This window comes from Brevibacterium casei CIP 102111 (assembly GCF_900169275.1).
Classification (GTDB): domain Bacteria; phylum Actinomycetota; class Actinomycetes; order Actinomycetales; family Brevibacteriaceae; genus Brevibacterium; species Brevibacterium casei.
On sequence record NZ_FXZC01000012.1, the window covers coordinates 1 to 26,033 of the forward strand.

The following is a 26,033-nucleotide window of genomic DNA, read 5'->3' on the forward strand; positions in this document are numbered from 1 at the left end:
GCCGAGTCCAGCGCTCAAGCTGCTCCCGCTCCTCATCCGTCAGGATCAGTTCGGCCTTGGGTCGTCCAGTTCGCGCCATACTCCAATCCTACAACTTACAGACCGAATTTAAGGCGCAGGACACTAGCAGAACACCGAACCATGCTCCAACGCCTGCGCCCCGTAGCGCAGCCTTTCCTCCTGTCAAGCGACCGAGTACATGCTCGACGACACGAACGTCGAGCCCCACGATCGCCACTCGTTCCACAGCGAAGCCGGCGTCGGAAAGACGGTCAACCGCTGCCTGCGCACTGGCGTAGTCAGAGAACCGCGCGATCGTTTGTTTCCAGCGGGGGTCATTGGTGAACGGGGGCTCACTAGCGTCCTGTTCCGGAGGGTTGTTGCGAGGGGCCTCGGGGCTGGTCATGGGCGTACTCCTTTAGTGAAAACTGGATGAATCACCGTGCTAAGACCAGAAGGCTGGGTGCACGCCCGTCTTCCGGTCTTGCGAAGCCGGGTGTTGCGCCGTTCGGCATCAGGGAAAGGTCGCCCCTGTTTGCTTTCGGCGCGTGCTGCGAACGAGAAGCTAACTCTGGCTCGTCGATGGGTCTCCGGCCGGGCGTTACTCCTGAGGCGAGTGCTGACTCAGGACATGAATCTTGCGCGGCTTGGCTTTCTCGCTGACCGGGATGACCAGGCTCAGCACGCCGTTGTCGTACGAGGCGGAGATGTTCGCCGAGTCCACACCCTCACCGATGCTGAACTGGCGGAGGTAGGTACCCGCCGGTCGCTCCTGAACGAGCCACTTGGCTCCCTCGGTGTGGGGTGCAGTGCGCTGGGCGCGGATGGTCAGCAGCTGACCGTCGACGTCGATGTCTACCGACTCCGAATCGACCCCGGGCAGGTCGGCGGTGAGAATGTAACGGTCAGCTTCACGGTACAGGTCTACCGGCATCACACGCGGTCCCGGACGGGACTGAAGCAGGCCGGACGCGAGGCGGTCGAGCTCGCTCAAAATCGAACGACATTGCCATGATGAATCATCTCCTTTCCGTATGCGGGTCCTCGGGTCTATCACGATGCCTTTAAATTAGCACTCTCCACGCGGGAGCGCCATCGTTTTTGACCCTTTCATCTGGTTATTTCTCGTACCAAGAATCTGCTTTCTTGGGCGAAATCGTCATGCTGTCACCGCCTCGGCGACGACTCGCGCGAGGCGCTTGCCGATGAGGTGGTTCGTTGCCCGCACACGCCGAACGGTGACCCCCATCATCCGCTCCACGATGCGCAGCACGGCTTCGGAGCGGAACTCGTCGAGGTCGCCCATGATGACGTCGATGGGGGCTTTGACATGGGCGATGTCGCTGAGAGTGGTCTGTGACTCGATGGAGTGCTGCAACGACTTGACGAATGGCTCCCAGTTGCGTTCAGTGATATCTACAGCTTTGGGGATGGGCAGCAGCCGCTGTACCAGCGCAGCGTGCCGGAGGGTGAACTCCCGGTTCGTGCGGAGGTACTCGTAGAGCCGAAGGTAGAAGTCCATCCGGGCCCGCTCGATGACGTCCCCTATTTCATGGGGTGCGAGATAGATAGGTGGGCTGACCATCACGAGCTTCGCGACTCGCTTTTGCCGCCGGGCGGCGTACCGGGCGCCGATGAGGGCGCCCATGGAATGCCCGACCACAGTGAACGGCTCGCGCAGCCGCAGCGACGCGACCGTCCGCTCGAGAGCGGCGACATGGTCGGCCAGGGTGTAATCGGCCCACTCCGGCGCCGGCGACTCGCCGAAGCCGAGCAGGTCGATGGCGATGCACCGGTGGGTGCGCTCGAGCAGCGGGATCACGTGGTGAAACGTCACCGACGAGGACGCGATACCGTGCAGCAGCAGCACCGTCGGGCCCTCGCCGCGTTCCTCGGCGATATGCAGCACCGGCATGCGGCGAAACCACCTCATCCGACGCAACGTCGAGCGGATCTCGCCCGCTACGCCCGCATGGGCCACCGGAGGATCCGCGGGTTCTCCCACGGCTGCCGGGTTCGGGGAGGCTTGCGGCATCAGGTGTCCCTGGATGTCGGAGCTCCTGCGCACACCCGACTGTGACGACCCTCGTTCAGTCACTCGTGGATCTGCCGGACCACACTGGCGCCCTCACCCACAGCCGAGGTCATTCGCCTCACAGACCCGTGCCGTACATCGCCGATAGCGAAGACCCCGGGGATGGTGGTCTCCAAAGAGAAGCGGGGGCTTCCTTCCGTCCGCGCGCCGGCCAGCTCCGCCTCCGCGCCGGTGAGGATGTACCCGTCAGGATCGCGTGCCACATCGACCTTCAATACCGTCGTCGCCGGAGCGGCGCCGACGAAGACGAACACGTGCCCCACCGGGAGCTTCTCCAGCACGTCACCGTGACGGACTGTGATCGCTTCCAAACGGTTGCCGCCGTGTGCTTCCACGACCTCCGAGGACAGCAACACGTTGATACGGGGGTGATGTTGGATCTGGTCCACCAGGTACCTGGACATTCCCGCTCCCAGGTCCGCGGCGCGCACCACAAGGTGCACACGGGAGGACGTGCGGGCAAGAAACAGCGCGGCCTGGCCGGCGGAGTTGCCGCCGCCGACAACAGCGACAGGTGTGTCTACGCACATCTTCGCTTCCTGCGCTGTTGCCGCGTAGAACACGTTCGAGGTCTGGAACCGGTCCAGCCCCGCGGCGGGAAGCGAGCGGTATCGCACCCCGGTGGCAAGGACCACCACATCCGAGGTGACCTCCCTGCCATCTTCGAAGATCACCCGGAAGCGGTCCTCATCCTCCACGACCTCCTGGACCGTGGTCGGGATGTCCAACGTGGCACCGAACTTGCGCACTTGCAGGAGGCTGCGGTCGGCGAGCTCAGTGGCGGAGATTCCGGCGGGAAACCCCAGATAGTTCTCGATCTTCGCTGACGTTCCCGCCTGCCCGCCGGTGGCGACCGCGTCGCACAGGTAGACCGACAACCCATCGGAGGCTGCGTACACCGCCGCGGCAAGACCAGCCGGCTCACCGCCGACGACCACCACATTGCAGGTGGCCGGTGGGGCGGGCGGGCGCATCCCCAACTCTTCGGCAAGCCGTGCCGGGGTGGCATCCAGGACGGTGCGTGAGCCGCCGAGGATCACCAGCGGGAAGTCGGCGACGGTGGCGCCGAGCTGGCGAACCAGTCGCTCCGCTTTCTCGTCCTCATCCAGGTCCACCAGCCGGTGGGGCAGCTGGTTTCGTGCGATGAAGTCCAGCAGATCCCGGGTCTGCGGGGAGAAGCAGGAGCCGACGATCCGCAGGCCCGCTCCCGCCCCGATGGCCAGGGAGCGGCGGATGAGGTAGGCCCGCAGGATGATCTCACCCAACAGCGGGTCCGAGGTGACGATGGCCTCCAGCTCATCGACGGGCACCTCCACCACCTCGGCGGCGCCGATGGCGGAGACGAACACGAAAGACGGCTGTCCTTCCAGCAGCCCGACATCCCCCACGAACCGGCCGCGGCCGTGCACCCCGACCGCCAAGGGCTCATCGGAGTGGCGCGGATCCGCCACAGGTTCGGTGTCCGCCATCAGCAGGTGCCCTTCCAGGACGACATAGAGGGAGGACGGGTGCTCGCCGGGCTGGATGAGAACCTCCCCGTCGGTGAGTGTGCGGCGCTGCCCTCGTACGAGCAGCACCGCGATCTGCTCGTCGCTGAGCCGCGGGAAGGCGCCGATGGTGTCAGGCGTCTCGGCCTGAGCGTCCTGGCGGCGGTTGGCGGCGGGCGTGTCACTCATAGATACGCTTCGTCCACATAGCACCAGCTCCAGTTCTCCCCCAGCTCCAGCGACCGCACGATGGGGTGCCCTGCCGTGAGCGCATGCGCGCGAGCGTGCCGCATCGGGGAGGAGTAGCAGCACCCGACCTTCCCGCAGGTGCGACACATCCGCAGGTGCAGCCAGGGCGTGCCGGCCGCCACGCAGTCCTCACATGACCCGGGTGTCCGGGGACGGACCGGGGGGGATGAGCGGGACGTGTGGGTCGACGTGTCTCATGGGGCACCGCCGGCCGAGCCAGCCTTCTTCTGCAGCGCCTCGTCCACCCAGCGCAGCAGCACGTCCGGCGGGGCGGCTCCGGATTGGCGGGAGAGCACGTTCCCTTGGTTGAGGATGAGCAGGGTCGGCACCGTCTGGACGGAGAACTTGCGGGCCGTCTCCGGCGCGGCGTCCACGTCCACTTTCACCAGCTTGAGCTCGCCGGCACGTTCCGTGGCGACCTTTTCGAGGGCAGGGCTGACCATCCGGCACGGTCCGCACCAGGTCGCCCACAAGTCCACGAGCACCACTTGCGGGGCCTTCTCGACCACCTCGGCGAAGTCCGCATCGCCCGCATCGACGATCCACGGCACGACGCTCTTGCAGGCGCCGCAGCGCGGGTACCCCGACGCGGCGGCGGGGACACGGTTCTTCTTCCCGCAGTTGGGGCAGGTCACAATCGCGCTCACGCCGCGTCATCCTCTTCGACGGGCGCTTCGATGTTGAAGACGAGGTCGCCGTCCTGCACATCCAGCGTGACCGACGACCCGTCCATCACCTGGCCGCTCAGCAGGGCACGACCCAGCCGGGTCTCGATCTCATGGCTGATGTAGCGTCGCAGCGGACGCGCACCGTACACAGGGTCGTAGCCGCGGTCGGCGATGAGCTGGCGTGCCGCGGGCGTCAGCTCGATGCGAATCTGACGCTCAGCCAGCCGGGAGCGCAGGTCGGTGAACTGCAGCTCCACAATGTCGTGGATCTGTTCACGACCCAGCGGCGAGAACACCACGATGTCATCCACCCGGTTGAGGAACTCGGGACGGAAGTGGGCACGCAACTCAGCGAGCACATTGTTTCGCACGTCGTCGGGGATCGCGCCGCCATCGGAGCCCAACAGGTGATGGGCACCGATGTTGGAGGTCATGATGATGATGGTGTTGCGGAAGTCGACGGTGCGTCCCTGGCTGTCGGTGATACGGCCGTCGTCGAGGACCTGCAGCAGCGTGTTGAACACGTCCGGGTGCGCTTTCTCGATCTCGTCGAGAAGGACCACGCTGTACGGGTGGCGGCGCACCGCCTCAGTCAGCTGCCCTCCCTCGTCGTACCCGACATACCCGGGAGGTGCACCGACGAGCCGGCTGACGGTGTGACGTTCCTGGTACTCGCTCATGTCCAGCCGGACCATCGCCGACTCGCTGTCGAACAGTGCTTGCGCGAGCGCTTTGGCCAGTTCGGTCTTTCCCACTCCGGTGGGGCCGAGGAAGATGAACGAGCCGATGGGCCGGCGCGGGTCGCGGATGCCGGAGCGGGCACGGATAATCGCGTCGCTGACGAGCGTGATGGCCTCATCCTGACCGACCACCCGCTCCTTGAGGGTGGCGTCCAGGGTGAGGATCTTGTTGCGTTCACCTTCCTGCAGCCGGGCCACGGGGATCCCCGTCCACGCTGCGACGATCTCGGCGATCTCGTCCTCGGTGACCACCTCCCGCAGCAGCCGCTGCTGGCCTTGTTTGGAGGTGAGACGCTCCTCCTCGGCGTGCAGGCGTCGTTCCGCGTCAGCGAGAGCCCCGTACCGCAGTTCAGCGGCACGGTTGAGGTCGTAGGAGCGCTCAGCTTCCTCCGCCTCCCGCCGCAGCCGCTCCAGCTCACCGCGCAGCTCCTGGACCTTGCGGATCGCTTGACGCTCCGCCTCCCACTGGGCGCGCTTGGAGTCCGCCTCCGCCTTCAGGTCGGTCAGTTCCCGGCGCAGCTCCTCCAGCCGGTTCTTGCTGGCAGTGTCCGTTTCCTTCGACAGCGCCGCTTCCTCGATCTCCAGGCGGGTCACCCGCCGGGTCAGCTCGTCGAGCTCAGCGGGCATTGAGTCGATCTCGGTTCGCAGTCGCGCGCAGGCTTCGTCGATGAGGTCGATGGCCTTGTCGGGCAGGAACCGGTCGGAGATGTACCGGTGGGACAGCACGGCGGCAGCGACCAGTGCGCTGTCCTGGATGCGGACACCGTGGAAGACCTCCAGCCGTTCGCGCAGGCCGCGGAGGATGGAGATCGCGTCCTCCACGTCAGGCTCCTCGACCATCACCGTCTGGAACCGGCGTTCCAGGGCCGCGTCCTTCTCGATGTGCTTGCGGTACTCATCGAGGGTGGTGGCACCGATGAGGTGCAGCTCGCCGCGGGCGAGCATCGGCTTGAGCATGTTGCCGGCGTCCATCGCCCCTTCGGTTGCTCCCGCCCCCACCAGGGTGTGCAGCTCGTCGATGAACAGCAGGATGCGTCCCTCCCCTGCCTTCACCTCCGCCAGGACTGCCTTCATTCGCTCCTCGAACTCGCCCCGGTACTTCGCGCCGGCGACCAGGGCAGAGAGGTCCAGCGAGAACACGGTCTTGTCGCGAAGGCCCTCGGGCACGTCCTCACTCAAGATCCGCTGGGCAAGGCCCTCCACGATGGCGGTCTTTCCGACACCGGGCTCGCCGATGAGGACGGGGTTGTTCTTGGTCTTGCGGGAGAGGATTTGGATGACCCGGCGGATTTCCGCATCACGCCCGATGACCGGGTCAAGCTTGCCCAACCGGGCGTCAGCGACCAGGTCACGGCCGTACTTCTCCAACGCTTCGTACGTCTGCTCGGGGGTGGCGGAGTTGACGTGCTGGTTGCCGCGGATCTTGGTGAGCGCGCTGAGGAAGCTCTCCCGGGTGACACCGTGCCCGCGCAGCACGCGGGACGCGGCACGGTTGGAGGAGTCGTCGGCGAGGGCCAGAACGAGATGCTCCACGGAGATGTAAGAGTCTTTCAGCCGCTTTGCCTCCCGCTCCGCTTGTTCCAGGGTGGACGTGAGGCTGCGGCTCACGTAGACCTGACCGGTCTGCGGGGAGGACCCGGAGACGCTGGGCTTGCGGGCGATCTCCGCTTCGACGTCGGCGCGTACCGCTTCCACGTCAGCACCCGCTGTCTGCAGCAGTCGGGGAACCAGCCCCTCCTCCTGCTGCAGCAGTGCGAGCAGGAGATGCTCCTCATCCGTCTCGATCTGACCGGCCTGGACCGCGATGCTCTGGGCCGAGGTGAGCGCTTCCTGCGACTTCTGAGTGAGTGAGTTCATGTCCATGGGGTGTCTCCTTCAAGTCGGATGGTCCGGTGCTGCTCGAGCTGCTCGATGCGGGCGAGCAGATCGAGCACGAGTGCGATGCCGGCGTAGTTCACGGCAAGATCGGAGTGCAGACGCACGATGGTGCGCACGCGGGCGGGGACGGTACGGGCGAACCACAGCCGGCCGCTGGTGTCGACGTGGGCGGTGACCAGCCCCAGCTCGACGAACTTCCGCAGCGTATCCGGGTGGATACCTGCGGCCACCGCGGTCGCCGCCAGGTCGACCCGGGCGACACGGACGGGCAGGTGATGTGAGGTCATGATCCTCTCCTGGCATCAAACGACGATTCGTCACGGAGCTGTTCGAACAGCTCCTTCTCCTTCTTGCTGAGAGTGCGGGGAACGACGACCTTCACCCGCGCATACAGGTCTCCCGGCTGTCCTCTGCGGGGCATCCCCTGCCCGCGCAGGCGGAGCCGCCTGCCAGTGGACGAGCCGGGCGGAACGTGCACGGTGACCGGGCCGCCGGGGGTGGGCACTCTGACATCCGCGCCCAGCGCCGCCTCCCACGGTGAGATGGGAAGGTCCGTTTCGATGTCCGCGCCGCTGAGCCGGTACCGCTTACTGTCCTTCACGCGCAGCGTGACCAGCAGGTCCCCATCCTGTCCGTCGGCGCCCGCTCCGCCTGCACCCGCGATCCGCAGCCGCTGCCCGTCGACAGCGCCCGCTGGGATGTCGATGGTGTACTCCTGCGCGCCGCCGTACGGGGACGCGACCTGCACGGTGCGCCGCCCGCCCCGGTAGGCCTCCTCGACGGTGATCTCCAACTCCGCGTTGTGGTCGGCGCCGCGACCGAATCCACCGAAGCCGCCCCCGAAGAGGTCCTCCCAGTTCACGCTCTGCGCGCCGCCCCCGCTCCACGTGTATCGGGTGCCGCCGCTGCCGCGCGGCTGCTCGGAGGAGCGAGCCGCGTCCGCGGCGGCGTACTGCCGGAAGTTCTCACCGAACCGGTCGTACTGTGAGCGGGTTTCCGGGTCCGACAGCACATCGTGGGCTTCACTGATCCGTTTGAAGGTTTCCTCCGCCCCCGGGGTCTTGTTGACGTCCGGGTGGAACTTGCGGGCCTTCTCCCGGTAGGCGCGGCGGATCTCCTTCTGATCCGCCGACCGGGAGACCCCCAGCGCGCTGTAGAGATCCTCCGCCATGTCCTACTCCTCTTCCGGCCTGCGGGTGACCACGACCGCAGCCGGTCGCAGCATCCGCTCAGGCGTTCCGAACCCGGGGCGAGTGACGGCGAGGATGCTGCGCGGCGGGACGCTGGCATCCTCGACGACCGAGACCGCCTCGTGCAGCTGCGGGTCGAACTCCGCACCGTCGATGACAATCTCGGGGTACCCGAGTGCGCGCAACGCATCAGCGGCCTGCGCCCGGACGGCCTGCATGCCACCCAGAACGCCCTCGTCAAGGTCCACCCCGAAGCTGAGCGCCCGGTCCAGCCCGTCGACAACGGGCAAGAAGGCTTTGGCGGTGTGCCGCCGCTCCTGCTCGCGGACGGTCTGGATCTCGCGCGCCATCCGTTTGCGGAGGTTGTCGTAGTCCGCCGCCGCCCGGCGCCACCGGTCCTCGGCCGTCTCCAACTGGGCGGCGACCGCTGCTTGCGCGGCGCGGATCTCCTCCGGGGACACGTCGGTGAGGTCGTCGTTCAGCAGGTCCACGGCCCGCGTGTCCTCGTTCTGCTCCTCGACCATTGCGATCCTCCCTCCGTGCTACTTGTCGAATTCGGCGTCGACGACGTCGTCGTCGTCCTGAGCGGGCTGCTCAGCGTGGCTGGCGTTCGCGCGGGCCGCAGCAAGGGACTGCGCAAGCTGCAGCAGCTCGCCGGTGCGCTCTTTCGCTTCCTGCTCGCCGACGTTGTTCTGCACTGCCTCGCGGGCCTGCGTGATGAGCAGCTCCGCGCGGGCACGCTCGTGCGCCGGTGCGGCGTCGCCGAGCTCGCGCAGTACCCGCTCGACCTGGTATGCGGCGGAGTCCAGCTCGTTGCGGGCGTCCACGGCCTGGCGCAGCGCCTGGTCGTCAGCACGGTGCTGCTCGGCTTCCTTAATCATCCGGTCGATCTCGCCCTGGTCCAGATTCGAGGTGTCGCTGATGGTGATGCCCTGCTCGGTGCCGGTGTCCTTGTCCTTCGCCGTCACGTTCAGGATGCCGTTCGCGTCGATGTCGAAGGTGACCTCGACCTGCGCTTCACCGCGCGGAGCGGGCCGAATGCCGGTGAGCTGGAACCGGCCCAGCACCCGGTTGTCTGCGGCGTTCTCCCGCTCGCCCTGCAGGACGACGATCTCCACCGACGGCTGGTTGTCTTCGGCCGTGGAGAACACCTCGCTGCGTCGGGCGGGGATGGTGGTGTTGCGTTCGATGATCTTCGTCATCACGCCACCGCGGGTCTCCACACCCAGCGACAGCGGGGTGACATCCAGCAGCAGCACGTCGTCGACGTCGCCCTTGAGGACGCCCGCCTGGATGGCGGCGCCGACAGCGACCACCTCATCGGGGTTCACCGTCATGTTCGGCTCCTTGCCGCCGGTGAGCCGCTTGACGAGCGCTTGGACAGCGGGGATGCGGGTGGAACCGCCCACGAGGATGACCTCGTCGATATCGTTCTCGCTGATCTTCGCGTCGGCCATCGCCTGACGCACCGGACCGAGGCACCGCTCAACGAGGTCAGCGGTGAGGTCTTCGAACTTGGACCGCTTCACGGTCATAGTGAGGTGCTTGGGTCCGCTGGCGTCGGCGGTGATGAAGGGCAGGCTAACCTGGGTCTGGGACACCGAGCTGAGCTCGACCTTCGCCTTCTCGGCCGCCTCGAACAGTCGCTGCAGCGCCTGCGGGTCGTTGCGCAGGTCGATGCCGTTCTCGTTCTTGAACTCGTCGGCAAAGTAGTCCACCAGCCGGCGGTCGAAGTCGTCGCCGCCCAGGTGGGTGTCACCGGCGGTGGATCGCACTTCGACGACCCCGTCGCCCACGTCGAGGAGGCTGACATCGAACGTGCCGCCACCGAGGTCGAACACCAGGAGGGTCTCGTGGTTCTTCTTGTCCATTCCGTACGCCAGTGCGGCGGCGGTGGGCTCGTTGATGATGCGCAGCACCTCGAGCCCGGCGATGCGTCCGGCGTCCTTGGTCGCGGTGCGTTGGGCGTCGTTGAAGTAGGCGGGAACGGTGATGACGGCCTCGGTCACCTTCTCACCGAGGAACTTGCTGGCGTCGTCGACGAGCTTGCGCAGCACCTGGGCGCTGATCTCCTCCGGCGCGTACTGCTTGCCGCGGATGTTGAACCGTGCTTCGCCGTTGGGGCCTTCCACGATGTCGAAGCCGACGGCGTTGGCTTCCTCCTTGATCTCGTCGAAGGACCGGCCGATGAACCGCTTGGCGGACGAGATGGTGCCCTTCGGGTTGAGGATGCTCTGCCGGCGGGCAAGCTGCCCCACCAGCCGTTCACCGTCCTCGGTGAAAGCGACCACCGACGGGGTAGTGCGGGCTCCCTCCGCGTTCGGGATGACCTTCTCCTCGCCGTTCTCCCAGACGGCGATAACGGAGTTCGTGGTTCCCAGATCGATTCCTACTGCCTTGGCCATGATGGTTGTTCCTTTCTTGTCACGTGAGACACGTTTCAGGGGTCGCCAGAGAGCGCGCCAGGATCGGCGCAGGCGCAGGGCTGAGTGCCCAGAGTCAGGAAGCAGGCTGCTTCAGGGGGATCTTTCCGGACGGCGGGCTGCTCGATGGGCATCGCCACCCGCAGTACGCCCAGGTCGCAGCTGGTGGTGATGCTGTCGCTGTCGATGCCGGGCGACACTCCCACCAGCCGCATGAATTGCCCGTGGGGGCCGTCCGGCGGTGAACCACTTCGCGCCGGCGGTCGCGGACTGGGCCGCTGACCGCGCGGACGGTGAGCGGCTGGCCGCCCACCCAGCTCGATGGACTCCGAGTCGATGCCTGGCAGGTTCGCCTCAGGAACGTACTCGTCGCCCTCTCGGGACGGATCGACCGACATCGAGCGCGGATCCATCTGCTGAGCGATGCGCAGGTCCGCACATGAGGTCACCATCTCACTCCCCCCATTTAAGCTGAGTCGCTATAACTCCACTGCCGATGTTTGTTCGACGCGCGAACGCGCGGTAGAGCTACGTCGTTCTGGTACCAGACTGGACCCCACGTAGGCATTTCGCAAGTGATTCGCCTGACGAACGGAGCCTGAACCGCTTTCCAGACCGGCGCGTCCACAGGGCTCAGCCCCACCACCGCGCCGTCGCGCTCAGCGAGCCAAAGCGTCTCGACTGCTCCGAGCCTGGACAAGATGCGTCCTGTCACCGGGTCATTGGGTTCGATGAGCATGGACAGCACCAACGTCGCGGTGCGCTCGTCATTCGCGACCTCACTAAAGCTGGTCATCATCGGTTCCTCTCGGCGCTCGTTACCGACGAGGTGCGCCGAGCGCTACCGACGGATCAGCAACTTGGAACCGCAGCTACGAGTCATCGCTCGCCTCGTCCACGATGAGTCCAGCCTCGACCAGTGCAGCCCGCACGGCCTTACGGTCCACGCCCATCCGGCGACCGATGGCCCGCATCGAGACGCCCGCTCGGGCGAGGCGCACCGCCTCGGCCTTCTCGTCGATGCCCAGCCCCGGTCGTCGACTCGGCACGTTGCGACGACGCAGGTGCGAGAACACCGTGGCGCGGTGGATGTTTTACCTCTCAGCGAGCGTCTTGACTCTCATCCCGGCCAGGTAGTCGCCGACGAGGGCGTCCACCTCGGAGTCGGTCAGAAAAGTTTGAGCCGTCTCGACAGTGCTCGCAACAGGGCCACGACCATCCTTCGGAGCGGTATCCTGGGGACGTCGAGAGACCTCGTAGACCCCACGGTCTAGGCGGTTGACCAGGGTTTTTGTCTTGGGGGCGGAGTTGCCGAACGTACTACTCAGGGACCCCGATCGAGAAGCCCCGCGATCCTTGAGAAATCAAGGATCGCGGGGCTTCTGCCGTGTCAGGCGCCCGCCCCACCAACCCTTTGTGGTCGAAGAACCGAGGGATTTTCGCTGAATCGGCTGATTTCCCTCGGTTCTTCGACCACAACTGGGCTGCGAGTGGTGTGGTTCCTGCCCACGCCATCGACTCAGGGCTCATGTCGCGGCGTTAAGGTGAGGGATGACCGAATTCCCGCGCCTGCTCCACACCGTCCTCGACGCCGAGGACCCCCGCGACCTGGCCGAGTTCTACCGGCAGTACCTCGGACTGCACTACCGCATCGGCGACGAACCGCCGACCGACGGCAATCCCGACGATGCCGACTGGCTCGTCCTCGTCGACGCGGCCGGCAACCGGACGCTCGCGATCCAGCAGGTCGACGAACTCACGCCCACCACGTGGCCCGACCCGGACGTGCCCATGCAGCTGCACCTCGACTTCACCGTCCCCGATGCCGAGGCGCTGGAGACCCACCGGGAGCGCGCCGAGGCGCTCGGAGCCCGCATCCTCCTCGACCGCACCGACGATCCCGACGAACCGCTCTACGTCTTCGCCGACCCCGCCGGACACCCCTTCTGCGTCTTCGTCGCCTGACCCGCGCCTGGGATATCGCCCACGGCTCACCCCTGGGCGATGAGGTTCTGGAGGACCTGGAAGGCGACGGCGACGACGAGGGCGTTGTAGAAGAACGCGGCGATGCTGTGGAGGAGGACGATCCGGCGTGCGGGCACCCCGCAGACCTCGACGTCCGAGGTCGCGAACGACGTGCCGATCGTGTACGAGAAGTAGAGGTAGTCGAGCGTCGAGGGTGTGGTCGTCGTCGGGAACCGCAGCTCCTGCTCGTCGTTGGCCGCCTCGGTGACCTCATAGATCTCCGCGAACGCGATGTGGAGCATGAGCCACGAGAGGATGATGCCCACGCTCGCCGCGAAGAGGAGCGCCGTCTTCTCGGAGCCGGCCTCTCCCGACCCCTGGTTGACCATCGCGGTGATCGCCGCCTGGACGCCGACGATCGCGGCCAGCAGCGGCGGGATCCACAGCCACTTCGCGACCACGCGGGCCTCCTCTCGGTCACCCGTCTCGGGCAGTCGGCCCCTCCACACGACGATGAGCCCGACGACGAGGTAGCCCAGCGTCACGCACTCCCAGGCGATGAGCGCCCACAGCGCGTTCGTGAACAGGTAGAGCAGGCACATGACGACGATGACCGCCTGCGCCGCCCCGCTCGCCCACGCTCCCGCCGAATACCGTCGGGGTGGGATGGTCCGTGACGTCGAGTTCTCAGCCATGGCCCGAATATACGGCACCACGGCTTCCCAGCCGGCGGACGCGGTGCGCGTTAGAGTGAGGTGTGTCCGCCTTCGCCATCCCCCTCACCGTCGTCGGCAGCATCAACGCCGACATCACCGCGACAACTGAGCGCCTGCCCGGCCCCGGAGAGACCGTCGGCGGCGGCACCCTCACGCGCAGCCCCGGCGGAAAGGGCGCGAACACGGCCGCCGCGGCCGCCCGCCTCGGCGCCCGAACCCGGATGATCGGGGCCGTCGGCACCGACCCGACGGGGACCGAGATGATCGCCGCCCTGCGGCAGGCCGGTGTGACCGTCGACTCCATCGCCGAGGTCGACGCCGAGACCGGAACGGCGCTCATCACCGTCGACGCCCACGGTGAGAACACGATCGCCGTCTGCGAAGGCGCGAACGCCCACGTGAGCATCGGCGGCCACGACTTCGCCGACGACACCGTGCTCGCCCAGCTCGAGATCCCGATGACCGTCGTGTCCGCGCTCGCCCGCACCGTGCGCGGGTTCTTCGTCGTCAACGCCGCCCCCGCCCTGCCTCTGCCCGCCGAGGTGATCGACCGTGCCGACCTCATCATCGTCAACGAATCCGAGTACGCCGCGCTTCCGCAGCTGCGCTCCGCCCGCTCGGTCGCCGTGACCTCCGGGGCTAAGGGCTCTGCCCTCTTCTCCCGCGGCGACCAGATCGCCCACGCCCCCGCCCGCCGCGTCACCCCGGTGAGCACCGTCGGTGCCGGGGATGCGTTCTGTGCAGCCCTGACCATCGCCCTGCGCGCAGGGATCCCCGCCGAGGCGGCGCTGAGCATCGCGAACGCCGTCGGAGCGTACGCCGTCACCGACCCGAGTGCCAGGCCGGCGTTCCCCACCCTCGACCGCTTCCTCCGGGACGACAAGGACAGCAGATGACCGACGTCGCGACATGCACCGAGGCAGTGCCCATGCCGTTGCCCGCCCCCTCACCCTTCACCGGACTCAGTGCCTTCCCGCTCACCCCGGTCCGAGACGGACGCCTCGACGAGGATGCCTTCGCTGGGCTCATCGACCGCCTCGTCGCCGCCGGCGTCGACTCGATCGCCCCGCTCGGCTCGATCGGATGCGGGCCCTACTTCAGTCCCGAGGACCGCGCCGAGGTGGCCCGCCTGACCGTCGACCGTGCCGACGGCATCCCGGTGACCATCGGCATCGGGGCGCTGAGCACGCGTGATGTCCTCACCAATGCCGAAGCCGCCGCAGCGGCCGGTGCCGCAGCGCTTCTCCTCGCCCCCGTGAGCTACCATCCGCTCACCGAGACCGAAGTCGTCGAGCTCTTCCGGGCGGTCACCTCGGCGAGTGGTCTGCCCGTCATCGTCTATGACAACCCCACCACCACCCGCTTCACCTTCACCACCGAGCTCTACGCCCGTCTGTCCGAGATCGAGGGCATCGCGGCGATCAAGATCCCCGGACTGCCGCTCAGCCCCGCCGACTGGCAGGAACGGGTGGCAGGAATTCGGCAGGCCACCGGCGGCCGGGTCGCCATCGGCGTCTCCGTCGACGCATACGGCGCGGAGGGACTCATCGCCGGCTGCGACGCATGGTTCTCAGCGATCGGCGGGACGATCCCCGCCCCGATGCTCGCGATCACCCGCGCCATCCAGGCAGGCGAGGTCGAACGCGCCCGCGAACTCGCCGTCCTCCTCCAACCGCTGTGGGATCTCTTTGCCGCCCACGGCGGCAGCCTCCGAGTCGGGGCCGCGATCGCCGAGCACCTCGGCCTCGTCACCGGCGACTGCCTCCCGGCACCGCTCAAGGGACTGAGCACCGAGGACAAGCGCAGGGTCGCCTCGGTCGTCGACGACCTCGGCCTGAGCTGAGCCGCAGGCGACCGACCCCGGCCGCAGGCGACCGACCCCCGCCGCACCGAGCGGCGCGCCGCCGACGCCACGCGTTCACGCACGCGCCACCTCCGGTTCCGGGCACCGTCACCTCTCTCCATATATATGGAGTAGGCGGACACGAATCGTCCGCGCCGCCTCGACTCGGAGAACCGATGACGACAACGAAGACAGTCACCGCCGCCCTCACCGCCCTCCTCCTCACCACCGGCCTGAGCGCCGGGCTGAACGTCACAGGCGGCACCCCGGCACAAGCGGGAGAGGTGCCGGAGCCGATCACCACCTCGGCGCCGGGCGCGCAGGTCGCGCTCGGCTACCTCGGCGCGTACGAGACCGGACAGTTCGACGAGTCCGCAGCCGAGATCACCGCCGTCCACGGCAACACCGTCTTCACCGTCAACGCGCAGGCCGCGAGCGTCGACATCATCGACGCCTCTGATCCGAAGAACCCGGCCAAGGTCGGCGAGATCACCGGTTCGGGCACCGCGAACTCGATCGCGATCCGTGAGGACGGCCTCGGCGTCATCGCGCTGGAGAACGAGGACAAGACGAAGCCCGGGTCACTGATGTTCTTCGACGCGAGGACCACCTCGGCGACGGTGCTCGGAACGGTGGGCGTCGGATCCCTGCCGGACATGGTGACGATCACCCCCGACGGCAAGCAGGCCCTGGTGGCGAACGAGGGCGAGCCGGCCGGTGACTTCTCGACCGATCCGGAAGGGTCGGTGGGCATCGTCGACCTCCCCGCCGAGGTGGCCGCCCCCACCGAGGCGGATGTGCGGACCGCCGACTTCCGGGAGTTCGAGGAGGGCGGGTCGAAGACCCTGCCTGAGGGTGTGCGGGTCTTCGGCCCCAACCCCGAGGGCGACCTTCCGGTCTCCCGCAACCTCGAACCCGAGTACATCACCGTCGCAGGCGGCAAGGCGTACGCGACCCTGCAGGAGGCGAACGCGATCGCCGTCGTCGACATCGCCGCCGGGGAAGTCGAGCGGATCATGCCCCTCGGCTTCAAGGACTACGGCAAGGCCGGCAACGGTCTTGACCCCTCCGACAGGGATCCGAAGGACGCCCCGATGGTGAACATCGCGACCTACCCCGGGCTCAAGGGCGCGTATATGCCCGACACCGTCTCGACGTTCTCCGCCGGCGGCACCGACTACCTCGTCACCGCGAACGAAGGCGACTCCCGTGAGTGGGGCGACTTCGTCGACGCGGCCAGGGTCAAGGATCTCGGCGGCGACGGCCTCGCCCCCGTGTGCGAGACCTCGCCGTTGGCCGACAGCCTCGGGGATGACGAACTGGGTCGCCTCAACGTCATCACCGACCTCGGACTGAGCGAGGACGGGAGCTGCTATGAGGAGCTCTACGCGTTCGGAGGCCGGTCGTTCTCGATCTGGACGACCGACGGCACGCTCGTCGCCGACTCCGGCGATGAGTTCGAGCAGATGACCGCGAAGGCGATCCCGCAGTTCTTCAACTCCAACCACACCGAATCCAACCTCGAGGGCCGCAGCGACGACAAAGGACCCGAGCCCGAGGCGCTGACGATCGGCCAGGTGGGGGAGACGACGTACGCGTTCGTCGGCTTCGAGCGCATCGGCGGCATCGCCGTCTACGACCTCAGCGACCCGCAGAGCCCGGAGTTCGCGACCTACTTCAACAACCGCGACTTCTCCGTCTCCGTCGAGGATGAGATCGACGGTGCCGCGGATCCGGCAGGCCTGCTCTCGAAGGCCGGCGATCTCGGCCCTGAGGGCATCACGTTCCTCAGCGCGGGGGAGTCCCCGACCGGGGAGGCCGCGCTCGTCATCGGCAACGAGGTCTCCGGCACGACGAGCCTCTACTCGGTCGACGACCTCACCGAAGGCGGCGGCGATTCGGATGCCCGGGCCGACGCTGACGGAGGTGCCGGGGCCGAGGCTGACGGAGGTGTGGGGGCCGATGAGAATGCTGGCGCCGAGGCGGACGCCGGTTCGAGGGCAGACGCCGATGCCGGCGATGGCAGTGATGCGAGGGCGAGCGATGACGCGGACGCGGGCACCGGCGCGGATGCCGACACGGCCGATTCGCGCGGGTCCGGTGCGAACGACTCCGATGCGAAGGACTCTGACCCGAAGGGCGGCAGCGCCGGCGGTGTCTCGGCAGGGTCTGAGGGATCCGCCGCCGCCGACGATGAGAACGCCGGATCGCTGCCGCGCACCGGTGCCGACCTCGGTCAGTACCTTCTCATCGGCGGGGTCGCGGCCGGGCTCATCGCCCTCGGCGTCGTCGCCTTCCTCGTCACTCGGAGACGCTGAGCCGACGTCCCGGCGAGGACGTCGCTGGGCGTCCCCGCGGAGACGCCCAGCGGATCAGTCGATCTGACCGATGGGCTCGCGCTTCTCGGCCTGGAACTGGTCCTCCGCGCGTCCGCGCGCCCAGTAGGCCGAGATCGACAGCGACTCGCGGGGAACCTCGCGCTCCTTGAGGATGCGGCGGATCGCCTTGATCGTCTCCCGCTCCCCGTGGGCGAAGACCTGTGGGGTTCCCTCAGCCCAGTCGAGGTCGCGGACGGCGGCGATGAGCGCCTCGTCGTCATCGACCCAGGTCATCGTCATCCCTGCGGGAACCTCGGGCAGCAGACGGTCCTCGGCGTGGGGGACATTCGCGATGATGTGTCCGGTCGCCGCAGCGTCCATCTCCTCGAGCGCGGAACTCACCGCGGGGATCGCCGTGTGGTCGGCGATGAGCAGGTGCCAGGGAGCGTCCGGGTCGGGTCGGTAGGCGCCGCCGGCCCCCATCGCCACGAGCGTGTCACCCGGGGCCGCGGTCCGCGCCCACGGGCCGGCGATGCCCTCGTCTCCGTGGACGACGAAGTCGATCGTCAGCTGCCGATTCTCCCTGTCCATCTCGCGCACCGTGTACGTGCGGTTGCGCGGCAGCCTCTCGGGGGAGTGCTCGCGCAGTTCGGCGAGATCGTAGGGCGGGGTGAGTCCGTGCGCGGGGTCGGCGAAGATGATCTTGACGTACTTGTCCGTGGCGTCGTTGTCCCTGATCGCGTCGAAGCCCTCACCGCCCGCGGTGATGCGGATGAGATTGGGCGTGACCGCCTCGGTCGCGGTGACCGTGAGGATCGCCTGCGGGCGTTCGGGTCGCTTCGTGCGGGCAGGGGCGTCAGTCGTCATCGGAGACCTTTCGTTCGCGTTCGGTTAGGTTTACCTTAGCAAACAGGGGCGGTCGGCCCGTGCGCGTGAGCGAGGCACCCCACGAGTACGGCCTCCCACGCAGTCGAGGCCCGCCGACCCGCAGCGTCTACGAGGTCCGATCGGCGAAGTCGTCGCGGACTCGCCGCAGACCGCGCAGGTCGAGGTTGCGCAGCTCCTTCGGGGAGTCGACGATCTCGACATCGGGCAGTGCCGAACCGCTTCCGGCGCATCCCATCGTGTCCTCGGGGTCGAGGAGGACGACGCGCTTGCCCTCGCCCTCGAGCCGACGCAGCGCTTCGACGATCATCCGGCGGGCCACCTCGTTGATCGAATACACCCGGCGCATGTCGAGGGCGAAGACGTCGACGGCGTCATCGGGCGCGGCGATCTCCCGCATGACGTTCTCCGCCCCGGCCCACTGGATGAGGCCCTGGAGGCTGACGATGCGGACCATGTCGCCCTTCGCGTCGACGAAGCGGCGGTCGCGGCGGATGATCGAGCGTGCCGGTTCGGGCGCATTCATGATGTGGAGGCCGAGGTCGGCCGAGAGCGAACGGAAGATCTTCGCCCCGCGCACACTCGTGCCGTGCCGATCGAGCCGGGGCGAGAACGTCGCGATGCCGAGCTGACCGGGCAGGACGCCGAAGAGCCCGCCGGAGACGCCGCTCTTGGCAGGCACCCCGACCTCGGTCATCCAGTCACCGGCGGCGTCGTACATCCCGCACGTCATCATCACTCCGAGCACCTGCCGGTTGACACGCGGCGAGAGCACCTGCTCGCCCGTGAGCGGGTTCGTGCCGCCCCCGGCCAAGGTTGCCGCCATGATCGCCAAGTCCTTGACGCTGACGAGGACTGAGCACTGGTTGATGTAGCCGTGGACCACCTCGTCGGGGTCGTCGGTGATGACCCCGTAGGAGCGGAGCATGTTCGCGATCGCGATGTTGCGGTACGCCTCACCGAGTTCACCGTCCGCGATGTGCTCGTCGATGCGCAGCTGGCGTCCGGCGAAGCGCGAGAGACCGGCGCGGACGATCTCCGTGCGCTCGGCCAAGGTGGCGTCCTTCCCGCCGAGGAGGGCGTGGACGGTGAGCGCCCCGGCGTTGATCATCGGGTTGAGCGGCTTACCCGAGGACTTGTCGAGGGAGAGCTCGTTGAAGGCCTCACCCGTGGGTTCGACGCCGACCTTGTCGAGGACCGCCGGCAGACCGAGCGCTTCGAGCGCGAGACCGTAGATGAAGGGCTTCGACATCGACTGGATCGAGAACTCGAAGTCCGCGTCCCCCGAGTCGTATTCGACCCCGTCGAGGGTGGAGATGCAGATCGCGAGCTTCGTCGGGTCGGCGGATGCGAGGTCGGGGATGTAGTCGGCGGTGGCGCCGCTGAGATCGTAGCGATGACGCTCGAGCGACGCGTCGAGGAAATCGGGGATCGGTGATCGCATGGCACCTCCTGTCGTCGGTTCGGGGTCCGCGAGGGCTGCGACCCGACTGCCATTCTCACACACTGGTGCGTCCCGGCAGTGTGGGATCGCCCACCCCGGACCAGGCGGGCCCGGGAATGCACGACGCCCCCGCACGGACGGACCGTGCGGGGGCGGGGGAACGGGTCAGCCCTGAGACCCGGGCCGAACGCTCAGCGTCTGACGAGAGATCAGCGCCTCAGGAGCGCTCAGCGTCTCAGGAGGCGTCGGGCCGGTTGCGGGGGTCCCGCGGATCGACGGACCCGTCGGGTCGGTGCGTCTGCGGACGGTCCGAGCCGGGGTCTCCCGGGCGGACATCCGGACCGGGTCCGGAGCGGAAGTCAGGACGCGTTCCCGGGTTGCGTCCATCGGTGCCGATCGCACGGTCGGCGGCGTCGCGGGCACCCTTGATCTTGTCGCTGTACTTGCCCTTCGTCAGCGAATCCGCGGCACCTGCCGCCTTGTCGAGCACCTGATCGCTGAACTTCTCCATCTTCTCGGAGTTGAGCTTCTCACGGACCTTGGGGTCGTTGGCGAGGTTCTTCGCCTTGTTGAGGAACTTGTCGAAAGCCATGGTGGCGCCCTTCTTCACAGGTGTGGTTCACAGATGTGATGGTCAGCACCGATCGTAGACTCACAGACTGAGTCGGTCCTGGCAAACGCGTCCGACGCAGCTTGGGAGGCTCGGTTCGGTCGGCGGCCCGCGGACCGGTGGTTCCCGGGTCCTATCTCGCCGAGGTGTACCGCAGCGCCGCCTGGACCCGGGACTCGACGCCGAGCTTCGTGAGCACCCGGGAGACATGGGTCTTCACCGTCGCCTCGGAGATCCCGAACTCCCGGGCCAGCGTCCGGTTGTTCTTCCCCTCGGCGATCCCCGCGAGGACCTCGAGTTCACGGTCGGTGAGATCGTCGGGCAGGGCGGACGGCTCGGACTCCTGCCCCGCAGGTTCAGCCGGCAGCGTCGAGAGCATCGCGACGACGCTCGCGGTGACCTCGGGTGAGAGCACGGTGTCCCCGGCCGCGGCCCGGAGCACCGCGTCGATGAGTTCCTCGGCCGAGGCGTTCTTGAGGAGGAAGCCGGCGGCACCGGCACGCAGCGCCGCGAGGATGACATCGTCGAGTCCGAAGGACGTGAGCATGAGCACCGCAGGCCCCGTGCCCCGCAGCGCGCGTGCCGCAGCGACCCCGTCGAGGACGGGCATGCGCACATCCATGAGGACGATGTCGGGCCGCAGCGCCCCCGCCATGCTCACGGCGACCGCACCATCGGCGGCCTCCCCGACGACGGTGATCTCCGGTGAGGTCTCGAGCACCATGCGGATACCTGCCCGCACAGCGCCGTGGTCATCGGCGATGAGGACGGTCGTCATGGGTTCTCCTCCTCATTCCCCGCCGAGGCGGTCGTGCCCGCCCGTGGGTGCGCGGGCAGGACGATGACGGCGCGGAACTCTCCCGCCGTGAGCGCGAAGTCCGCCGTGCCGCCGAGGCGGTGGAGACGGCGGACGATGTTCTCCAGTCCCCGCCCGGTGCCGCCGGGCCCGGGACCCGTGGCATCCGGTGCGGAGACCGGGTTGGCGACGACGAACGTGCCGGGCTGCTCCGCAGTGATCGTCAGCGTCCGGGGGTCGGCGTGTTTGACGACGTTGGCGAGGAGTTCTGCGAAGACCGGGCGCAGCGCCTCCTCCTCGGCGCCGTCGAGCAGGCGCAGGCTCTCCTCCCCGGTGACGCTCACGCCGAGACCGCGGGCGAGAGCGAGCGTCTCGGACACCGAGGCCGCCGGATCCGTGGTGTCGGTGTCGGCGCTGAGCACGTCGATCATCCGTCGCAGCTCGCTGAGCGCCCGGTCGGCGGAGGCGTGGACGGTGGTGAGCACCCGCGCGCGCACCGCTTCGTCGCCGGTCGCGAGCGCGGCCTGGGACTGCAGCGCGATCGCAGAGATGTGCCCGGCGACGAGGTCGTGGAGGTCCTCGGCGGCAGCGGCGCGCACCTTCTGTTCGGCGAGCCGAGCGCTCACCTCGGCGGTGCGGTGGGCGAGGACGGCCATCTGCGTCTGCGCATCGGCCCGGGAACGTTCGGCCTCGGCTCGGGCGCGTTGGGCCTCGGCGGTGTTCCGGTGCTCACGGACGCTGCTCGCCCACAGGGCGGGCAGGAAGACGATGAGCGCGGCGAGCAGGGAGAACTGGAAGGCCGCGGACACCTCCGCGCCGAGAGCGAAGGCAATGAGCCCGGTGACAACAGGGACCGCCCCGGCAACCAGGGACACGGTCTTCGCGACCGGCCGCGGAGCGTGGCCGACGAGGGCGAAGACGAGCTGGAAGATCAGCCACAGGGCGAAGTTGTGCCCACCGGAAAGGAGGTCGACGCCGAGGCCTGCGAGGATGCTCACCGTCGAGACGAGCACACGGGAGGCGAAGAGCGTGCCGACGAACCCGCAGAGCACGAGGACCGGCAGCGCGACGGCTTCGGGGACGATGTCGATGGCGAACCACCGGTCGCGGGGGCCGAGGACGATGAAGAGGATGCCGATGCTGCTGAGCACGATCGCGGTGACGAGGTCCTCGAGATCGACGCTCGGCAGCCCCGGCACGCGGATGTGCCTGGGGGAGGGCCTCGTCGACGACATGGTCTGAGTCTAATGAGGCACACCCCGGTGCGGATCATCCCAAAGTCGCATGCCCGAATGCGACTTTGTCCTGACGCGCTGGTCGAGGTCGCGTTCCTAGCCTGAGGTCATGGACTCACCGCACACGTCGACGAACCGGCAGCCCGGGGGCGGCGAGCAGCCCGGGGGCGCCGGGACACCCGAGACCTCCACCCGGCAGCCGCGAGTGCAGAGCGCGGCCGGCTTCTTCAGCGGACCGGCCGAACTCCTCGAATTCGTTCTCCCGCTCGCCACCGCCCAGATCCTCGGTGCCACCCCCGCCCAGACCGGAGCACTGCTCGCCGTTCAGTTCCTCGTCTCCCTCCTCGTGAGGCCGGTGGCCGGTGTCCTCGTCGACCGCGCAGGGAGTGAGCGGGGCACGCTTCTGCTCGCGGCTGCCGGGGCGGGATGCGGTGCGCTCTCCTTCGGCCTCTACGCCGCCGCGACCACCGTGCCCCCGGCCTTCGCCGCCGCTGTTCTCGGCGGCCTCGGCGGCGCGTACTTCTGGGTGGCGGTCCGCGCCCACATCGCCTCACGCATCGACTCCGGAGACGACCGCTTCGCCGCACTTATGGAGAGCGAGTCCTCCGGCGCGTGGATCGCCTTTCTCGCCGGCATCCCGCTGTTCCAGATCGCCGGAGCACAGGCGATGTTCCTCGCCTGCGCGGCCTCGTGCCTCGTCGCCGGTGTCCTCCTCGCGCTCACTGCCCTCACCGGCTCCGGCCGGCTCACCGGCACTGACCGCCTCGTCGCGAGACCCCTCACGCCGGTCGACGCCCGGAACCTGTTGCGGTCCCTACGCGGAATCCTCGTCCTCGCCGGCGTCGTCGCCTTCGCCGAAGGCATCGTCTCCCTCCTCCTTATCCTCCACCTCATCGGGCAGCTCGGCTTCGACCTCGGCGCGATCGCGCTCGTCTATCTGCCCGGGGCGATCGTGCTCAGCATCGCCCCGAAGCCGTTGCACCGACGTGTCCGCCGGGTGCCTCCGCACCGGATCCTGCTCGTCGGTCTCGGCTGCTCCGCCGTGTTCGCCGCGGCACTGGTCGCCCGACCCGGCCCTGTGGCCCTCGCGGTGCTCTGGATCCTCTCCGCCCTGTGCTTCTCGCTGCTCGTCCCCCTGCTCGAACGTCTCGTCGCCGAGGTCTCCGGTGGGCACGCGGGTCGCGGATTCGGGTGGTACCAGAGCGCGGACCTCCTCGGCTCTGCAGCAGGTGCCCTCGCCGCCGGTCTCCTCTTCGGAGCGGGACTGTGGGAGGTCGCGACGATCGGGGCGGGGCTCCTCCTCGTCGTCTCCGGCGTCCTCGGCCGGCGCAGCCTCCGGTCCTTCGCAGCCCTCGCGACAGCACCCGAGCACACTCCACCACCACAGCACCATGATCAGGGAAAGGGGCTGAGCCTAGCCATGAAGAGAACCGCCACCACCCTAGCCGTCCACCTCGGCATCTACGCCGTCGCGCAGATCGTCTTCGCCGTCGTCGCCCAGAGCTGGCCGTGGGAGGTGATCACGGGAGGGACCTCGGTGACGACCCTGCTGACGTGGAACGCCGAGGGCTCGCAGCTGCAGAGGCTGGTCGGGTCGGTCTCACGCATCTGGACCATCGTCGTGCTCGTCGACATCGTCTGGTCCGGCTACCGGATGCTCGTGCCCAAAGAGCGGACCGAGCCCACAGAGGAGTGAGCGCCTCAGCGCAGCATGACCCCGGAGCCGTGGAGGCTGACCCGCAAGCCGTCGTCGGCGGGTTTGATGTCGGTGAGCTCGAGTCCCGCGGGCAGGGTCTCGAGGTCGATGACGATGTCGGAGATCGCCGAGGTGAGGAACCCGGGAAGGGTCGAGAGGTCGACCTGCGCGGAGCCGAGCTGCAGCGTCGTCGCCGAGACGAGGATCCGCCTCGCCTCCGCACGGGTGTCGATGCCGATGCGCACGTCCTGACCGAGCAGGGAACCCGTGAGGACGAGCCCGCTGGCACTGCTGTCGAACGCCATCCCGTCAGGCAGAGACGCCTTCTCCTTCGCCAACCGGTCGATCGTCGTCAGCGGGATCGTCGCTTCGGCGTCGACCGTGCCGACCGGACGCGAGGAGTCGGTGGGGACGTCGAAGAGCTTCGCGTCGACGTTCGTGAAGTCGATGCCCTCGTAGGTGGCCTTGGCCGCGGTCACGCGCACCGCATCGAGACGGCCGGCGGCGAGCTGGGTGAGGACAGGGAAGCCCTCGACGTCCACCTCGGTCTCACCGTAGGACTTCAGGCCCTCGGCGATGCGCTGTTCGGTGAGACTGTCGACGATCCTGTCGGCGGCGATCGCGCCGACGATGAGGGTGAGGACGACGACGATCCCGGAGACGATGAGGGTTCTGCGGCGGCTGCGGGGGCGGGCGTACTCGCGGGTCGTCATGGCCTCCATTGTTCCATCGCGCACGCCTAGGATGGGGTCATGGACTCGACTCGCACGCAGAACATCAGGACTCTCTCAGCCCGTCTCAACTCGTTCCACTCGTCTATCTACTTCTCCGAGACCGTGGGCCGCTCGTTTGCCGAGCTCGGCCTCGAACCCGGGGTCGAGGCGAATATGGCCGCCCGATCGGCCCCGATGGGCCGCGTCACGGCAGGGGTCGTCGCCGGGACCTTCTCCAACTACTCGCCCGAGTTCATCGCCACCATCGTTCCCCGCGTGTGGGACGTCGTCTCGCCCGACGTCATGGTCTCCGCCCGCTTCGACGCCGTCTCCCTCTACTTCGAGGAGCTCTTCGGTTCCCGGGACGACATCGCCCTGCTCACCGAGGCGGCCACCGAACTCACGACGGCACTGACCCCGGTGCGGGCGGACCTCGACTTCTCCGGGCGGGCGCTCGCCGCCGCGACGGCCGACGCCGTCGACGCCCACACCCCGGCGACTGCTTTCGAAGCTCTGTGGGACACCGCGACGGTGCTGCGCGAGTTCCGCGGCGACGGTCACGTCGCCGCCCTCGTCACTGCGGGCGTCTCCGGCATCGAGGCGCTCCTCCTCGACGTCGCCACGGGTGCGGGTTTCAGACCGCGGGCGGCACAGAAGACCCGAGGGTGGAGCGACGAGGCCTGGCAGTCGGCGCAGGAGAGCCTCGCCGAGGCGGGGCTGATCACCCTCGGCACGGACGAGCGCGGGTACCCGCTGCCGGAGATCACCGACGCGGGACGACAGCTCAAAGAGGAGATCGAGATTCTCACCGACGGCACCGTGACCGCAGCGTGGGCGCGGCTGAGCGACGAGCAGATCGCCGCACTCGTGTCCCCGAGCCGCACCCTGGTCAAGGTCTTCGCCCAGGCAGGCGCCTTCCCGGCCTCGATCTTCGCCCAGCCGGCGAAGAAGACGAGCTAGTGTCCCGCGCCGTTGATTCGTTGTAGAAGTCGTCCGATGGAGGTGAGAATCTCGTCGGCGGTCTTGGTCCAGATGAAGGGTTTCGGGTTCTCGTTCCATGCTTTGATCCAGCCGCGGAGGTC

At 68.0% G+C, this 26,033-nt stretch carries 25 protein-coding genes and 1 pseudogene; 6 read left to right on the top strand and 20 right to left on the bottom strand.

All coding sequences use genetic code 11. The features are described from left to right. Positions 1–88: 88 nt before the first annotated feature. The 12 genes from BC102111_RS18170 to BC102111_RS17280 all read right to left on the bottom strand — a co-directional run bounded on the left by BC102111_RS18170 (position 89) and on the right by BC102111_RS17280 (position 11,779). The gene (locus BC102111_RS18170) at positions 89–406 is read right to left on the bottom strand and encodes a YflT domain-containing protein (RefSeq protein WP_308297889.1); all 318 of its coding nucleotides are present in this window, start codon (positions 404–406) and stop codon (positions 89–91) included. Between the two features lie 195 nt (positions 407–601). Then, positions 602–994 carry an Hsp20/alpha crystallin family protein gene (locus tag BC102111_RS17220; RefSeq protein WP_373270488.1) on the bottom strand — a complete coding sequence of 131 codons (393 nt, stop codon included), beginning with the start codon at positions 992–994 and terminating at the stop codon, positions 602–604. A gap of 165 nt (positions 995–1,159) precedes the next feature. Beyond that, positions 1,160–2,035, bottom strand: a complete 876-nt coding sequence (locus tag BC102111_RS17225; RefSeq protein ID WP_197907861.1) for an alpha/beta fold hydrolase — start codon at positions 2,033–2,035, stop codon at positions 1,160–1,162. A 59-nt stretch (positions 2,036–2,094) separates the two neighbouring features. Continuing rightward, positions 2,095–3,771 (bottom strand): FAD-dependent oxidoreductase, encoded by a 1,677-nt coding sequence (locus BC102111_RS17230; RefSeq protein ID WP_101624943.1) that lies wholly within the window; start codon positions 3,769–3,771, stop codon positions 2,095–2,097. After that, a complete protein-coding gene (locus BC102111_RS17235; RefSeq protein WP_232252820.1) occupies positions 3,768–3,920 on the bottom strand; it encodes a UBP-type zinc finger domain-containing protein in 153 nt (50 codons plus the stop codon). Before BC102111_RS17235 ends, BC102111_RS17230 begins: the two co-directional genes overlap by 4 nt. A gap of 105 nt (positions 3,921–4,025) precedes the next feature. After that, the gene (trxA, locus tag BC102111_RS17240; protein WP_101624944.1) at positions 4,026–4,478 is read right to left on the bottom strand and encodes a thioredoxin; all 453 of its coding nucleotides are present in this window, start codon (positions 4,476–4,478) and stop codon (positions 4,026–4,028) included. After that, positions 4,475–7,102, bottom strand: a complete 2,628-nt coding sequence (gene clpB, locus BC102111_RS17245; protein WP_101624945.1) for an ATP-dependent chaperone ClpB — start codon at positions 7,100–7,102, stop codon at positions 4,475–4,477. The genes trxA and clpB overlap by 4 nt, the downstream gene beginning before the upstream one ends. Next, entirely contained in the window at positions 7,093–7,404 is a 312-nt protein-coding gene (locus tag BC102111_RS17250) for a chaperone modulator CbpM (protein WP_101624946.1), read from the bottom strand. The genes clpB and BC102111_RS17250 overlap by 10 nt, the downstream gene beginning before the upstream one ends. Then, positions 7,401–8,288 carry a DnaJ C-terminal domain-containing protein gene (locus BC102111_RS17255; RefSeq protein WP_101624947.1) on the bottom strand — a complete coding sequence of 296 codons (888 nt, stop codon included), beginning with the start codon at positions 8,286–8,288 and terminating at the stop codon, positions 7,401–7,403. The genes BC102111_RS17250 and BC102111_RS17255 overlap by 4 nt, the downstream gene beginning before the upstream one ends. A gap of 3 nt (positions 8,289–8,291) precedes the next feature. Beyond that, positions 8,292–8,831: a nucleotide exchange factor GrpE gene (locus BC102111_RS17260; protein WP_101624948.1), complete on the bottom strand. Its 540-nt coding sequence runs from the start codon at positions 8,829–8,831 to the stop codon at positions 8,292–8,294. Between the two features lie 18 nt (positions 8,832–8,849). Then, on the bottom strand, positions 8,850–10,712 hold the full coding sequence (gene dnaK, locus BC102111_RS17265) for a molecular chaperone DnaK (protein WP_101624949.1): 1,863 nt from the start codon (positions 10,710–10,712) through the stop codon (positions 8,850–8,852). A gap of 890 nt (positions 10,713–11,602) precedes the next feature. After that, positions 11,603–11,779: a hypothetical protein gene (locus BC102111_RS17280; protein ID WP_232252478.1), complete on the bottom strand. Its 177-nt coding sequence runs from the start codon at positions 11,777–11,779 to the stop codon at positions 11,603–11,605. Between the two features lie 502 nt (positions 11,780–12,281). Between BC102111_RS17280 and BC102111_RS17285 the strand changes: the two genes are divergently transcribed. Further along, entirely contained in the window at positions 12,282–12,695 is a 414-nt protein-coding gene (locus tag BC102111_RS17285) for a VOC family protein (protein WP_063249117.1), read from the top strand. Positions 12,696–12,721: 26 nt separating this feature from the next. On the opposite strand, the gene BC102111_RS17290 is transcribed toward BC102111_RS17285, so the two are convergent. Continuing rightward, the gene (locus tag BC102111_RS17290; RefSeq protein WP_101624952.1) at positions 12,722–13,390 is read right to left on the bottom strand and encodes a DUF1345 domain-containing protein; all 669 of its coding nucleotides are present in this window, start codon (positions 13,388–13,390) and stop codon (positions 12,722–12,724) included. Between the two features lie 62 nt (positions 13,391–13,452). Here BC102111_RS17290 and BC102111_RS17295 point away from each other — a divergent pair, with 62 nt between their 5' ends. The 3 genes from BC102111_RS17295 (at position 13,453) to BC102111_RS17305 (ending at position 17,572) form a co-directional block, all read left to right on the top strand. Further along, entirely contained in the window at positions 13,453–14,307 is an 855-nt protein-coding gene (locus BC102111_RS17295) for a ribokinase (RefSeq protein ID WP_101624953.1), read from the top strand. After that, on the top strand, positions 14,304–15,254 hold the full coding sequence (locus BC102111_RS17300; protein WP_101624954.1) for a dihydrodipicolinate synthase family protein: 951 nt from the start codon (positions 14,304–14,306) through the stop codon (positions 15,252–15,254). Before BC102111_RS17295 ends, BC102111_RS17300 begins: the two co-directional genes overlap by 4 nt. Positions 15,255–15,430: 176 nt before the next feature. Beyond that, a complete protein-coding gene (locus BC102111_RS17305) occupies positions 15,431–17,572 on the top strand; it encodes a choice-of-anchor I family protein (RefSeq protein WP_232252477.1) in 2,142 nt (713 codons plus the stop codon). 54 nt (positions 17,573–17,626) lie between these two features. Here the strand turns inward: BC102111_RS17305 and BC102111_RS17310 are convergent, their stop codons facing one another. The 5 genes from BC102111_RS17310 to BC102111_RS17330 all read right to left on the bottom strand — a co-directional run bounded on the left by BC102111_RS17310 (position 17,627) and on the right by BC102111_RS17330 (position 22,542). Continuing rightward, positions 17,627–18,439, bottom strand: coding sequence for a siderophore-interacting protein (locus BC102111_RS17310; RefSeq protein ID WP_101624955.1), 813 nt, complete (start codon positions 18,437–18,439; stop codon positions 17,627–17,629). Positions 18,440–18,566: 127 nt separating this feature from the next. Next, complete coding sequence (locus tag BC102111_RS17315; protein WP_101624956.1) at positions 18,567–19,901, bottom strand: glutaminase; 1,335 nt, start codon at positions 19,899–19,901, stop codon at positions 18,567–18,569. A gap of 235 nt (positions 19,902–20,136) precedes the next feature. Further along, a complete protein-coding gene (locus tag BC102111_RS17320) occupies positions 20,137–20,493 on the bottom strand; it encodes an antitoxin (protein WP_101624957.1) in 357 nt (118 codons plus the stop codon). A gap of 151 nt (positions 20,494–20,644) precedes the next feature. Then, entirely contained in the window at positions 20,645–21,289 is a 645-nt protein-coding gene (locus BC102111_RS17325) for a response regulator (protein ID WP_009379395.1), read from the bottom strand. Further along, on the bottom strand, positions 21,286–22,542 hold the full coding sequence (locus BC102111_RS17330) for a sensor histidine kinase (protein WP_101624958.1): 1,257 nt from the start codon (positions 22,540–22,542) through the stop codon (positions 21,286–21,288). Before BC102111_RS17330 ends, BC102111_RS17325 begins: the two co-directional genes overlap by 4 nt. A 109-nt stretch (positions 22,543–22,651) precedes the next feature. Here BC102111_RS17330 and BC102111_RS17335 point away from each other — a divergent pair, with 109 nt between their 5' ends. After that, the gene (locus tag BC102111_RS17335; RefSeq protein ID WP_101624959.1) at positions 22,652–24,238 is read left to right on the top strand and encodes an MFS transporter; all 1,587 of its coding nucleotides are present in this window, start codon (positions 22,652–22,654) and stop codon (positions 24,236–24,238) included. 5 nt (positions 24,239–24,243) lie between these two features. On the opposite strand, the gene BC102111_RS17340 is transcribed toward BC102111_RS17335, so the two are convergent. After that, positions 24,244–24,951 (bottom strand): LmeA family phospholipid-binding protein, encoded by a 708-nt coding sequence (locus tag BC102111_RS17340; RefSeq protein WP_063249156.1) that lies wholly within the window; start codon positions 24,949–24,951, stop codon positions 24,244–24,246. A gap of 39 nt (positions 24,952–24,990) precedes the next feature. Here BC102111_RS17340 and BC102111_RS17345 point away from each other — a divergent pair, with 39 nt between their 5' ends. After that, on the top strand, positions 24,991–25,911 hold the full coding sequence (locus BC102111_RS17345; RefSeq protein ID WP_101624960.1) for an SCO6745 family protein: 921 nt from the start codon (positions 24,991–24,993) through the stop codon (positions 25,909–25,911). Here the strand turns inward: BC102111_RS17345 and BC102111_RS18115 are convergent. Continuing rightward, a pseudogene (locus tag BC102111_RS18115) lies at positions 25,908–26,033 on the bottom strand (IS630 family transposase); the annotation flags it as partial. The gene BC102111_RS17345 and the pseudogene BC102111_RS18115 overlap by 4 nt on opposite strands.

Coding starts and splice junctions, on each gene's coding strand:
- BC102111_RS17305 (WP_232252477.1), top strand. CDS start 15,431: ATGACGACAACGAAGACAGTCACCGCCGCCCTCACCGCCCTCCTCCTC.
- BC102111_RS17260 (WP_101624948.1), bottom strand. CDS start 8,831: ATGGTCGAGGAGCAGAACGAGGACACGCGGGCCGTGGACCTGCTGAAC.
- BC102111_RS17340 (WP_063249156.1), bottom strand. CDS start 24,951: ATGACGACCCGCGAGTACGCCCGCCCCCGCAGCCGCCGCAGAACCCTC.
- BC102111_RS17290 (WP_101624952.1), bottom strand. CDS start 13,390: ATGGCTGAGAACTCGACGTCACGGACCATCCCACCCCGACGGTATTCG.
- BC102111_RS17335 (WP_101624959.1), top strand. CDS start 22,652: ATGGACTCACCGCACACGTCGACGAACCGGCAGCCCGGGGGCGGCGAG.
- BC102111_RS17235 (WP_232252820.1), bottom strand. CDS start 3,920: ATGTGTCGCACCTGCGGGAAGGTCGGGTGCTGCTACTCCTCCCCGATG.
- BC102111_RS17320 (WP_101624957.1), bottom strand. CDS start 20,493: ATGGCTTTCGACAAGTTCCTCAACAAGGCGAAGAACCTCGCCAACGAC.
- BC102111_RS17230 (WP_101624943.1), bottom strand. CDS start 3,771: ATGAGTGACACGCCCGCCGCCAACCGCCGCCAGGACGCTCAGGCCGAG.
- BC102111_RS17255 (WP_101624947.1), bottom strand. CDS start 8,288: ATGGCGGAGGATCTCTACAGCGCGCTGGGGGTCTCCCGGTCGGCGGAT.
- BC102111_RS17330 (WP_101624958.1), bottom strand. CDS start 22,542: ATGTCGTCGACGAGGCCCTCCCCCAGGCACATCCGCGTGCCGGGGCTG.
- BC102111_RS17345 (WP_101624960.1), top strand. CDS start 24,991: ATGGACTCGACTCGCACGCAGAACATCAGGACTCTCTCAGCCCGTCTC.
- BC102111_RS17285 (WP_063249117.1), top strand. CDS start 12,282: ATGACCGAATTCCCGCGCCTGCTCCACACCGTCCTCGACGCCGAGGAC.
- BC102111_RS17325 (WP_009379395.1), bottom strand. CDS start 21,289: ATGACGACCGTCCTCATCGCCGATGACCACGGCGCTGTGCGGGCAGGT.
- BC102111_RS17225 (WP_197907861.1), bottom strand. CDS start 2,035: ATGCCGCAAGCCTCCCCGAACCCGGCAGCCGTGGGAGAACCCGCGGAT.
- BC102111_RS17315 (WP_101624956.1), bottom strand. CDS start 19,901: ATGCGATCACCGATCCCCGATTTCCTCGACGCGTCGCTCGAGCGTCAT.
- clpB (WP_101624945.1), bottom strand. CDS start 7,102: ATGGACATGAACTCACTCACTCAGAAGTCGCAGGAAGCGCTCACCTCG.
- dnaK (WP_101624949.1), bottom strand. CDS start 10,712: ATGGCCAAGGCAGTAGGAATCGATCTGGGAACCACGAACTCCGTTATC.
- BC102111_RS17310 (WP_101624955.1), bottom strand. CDS start 18,439: ATGACGACTGACGCCCCTGCCCGCACGAAGCGACCCGAACGCCCGCAG.
- BC102111_RS18170 (WP_308297889.1), bottom strand. CDS start 406: ATGACCAGCCCCGAGGCCCCTCGCAACAACCCTCCGGAACAGGACGCT.
- BC102111_RS17250 (WP_101624946.1), bottom strand. CDS start 7,404: ATGACCTCACATCACCTGCCCGTCCGTGTCGCCCGGGTCGACCTGGCG.
- BC102111_RS17300 (WP_101624954.1), top strand. CDS start 14,304: ATGACCGACGTCGCGACATGCACCGAGGCAGTGCCCATGCCGTTGCCC.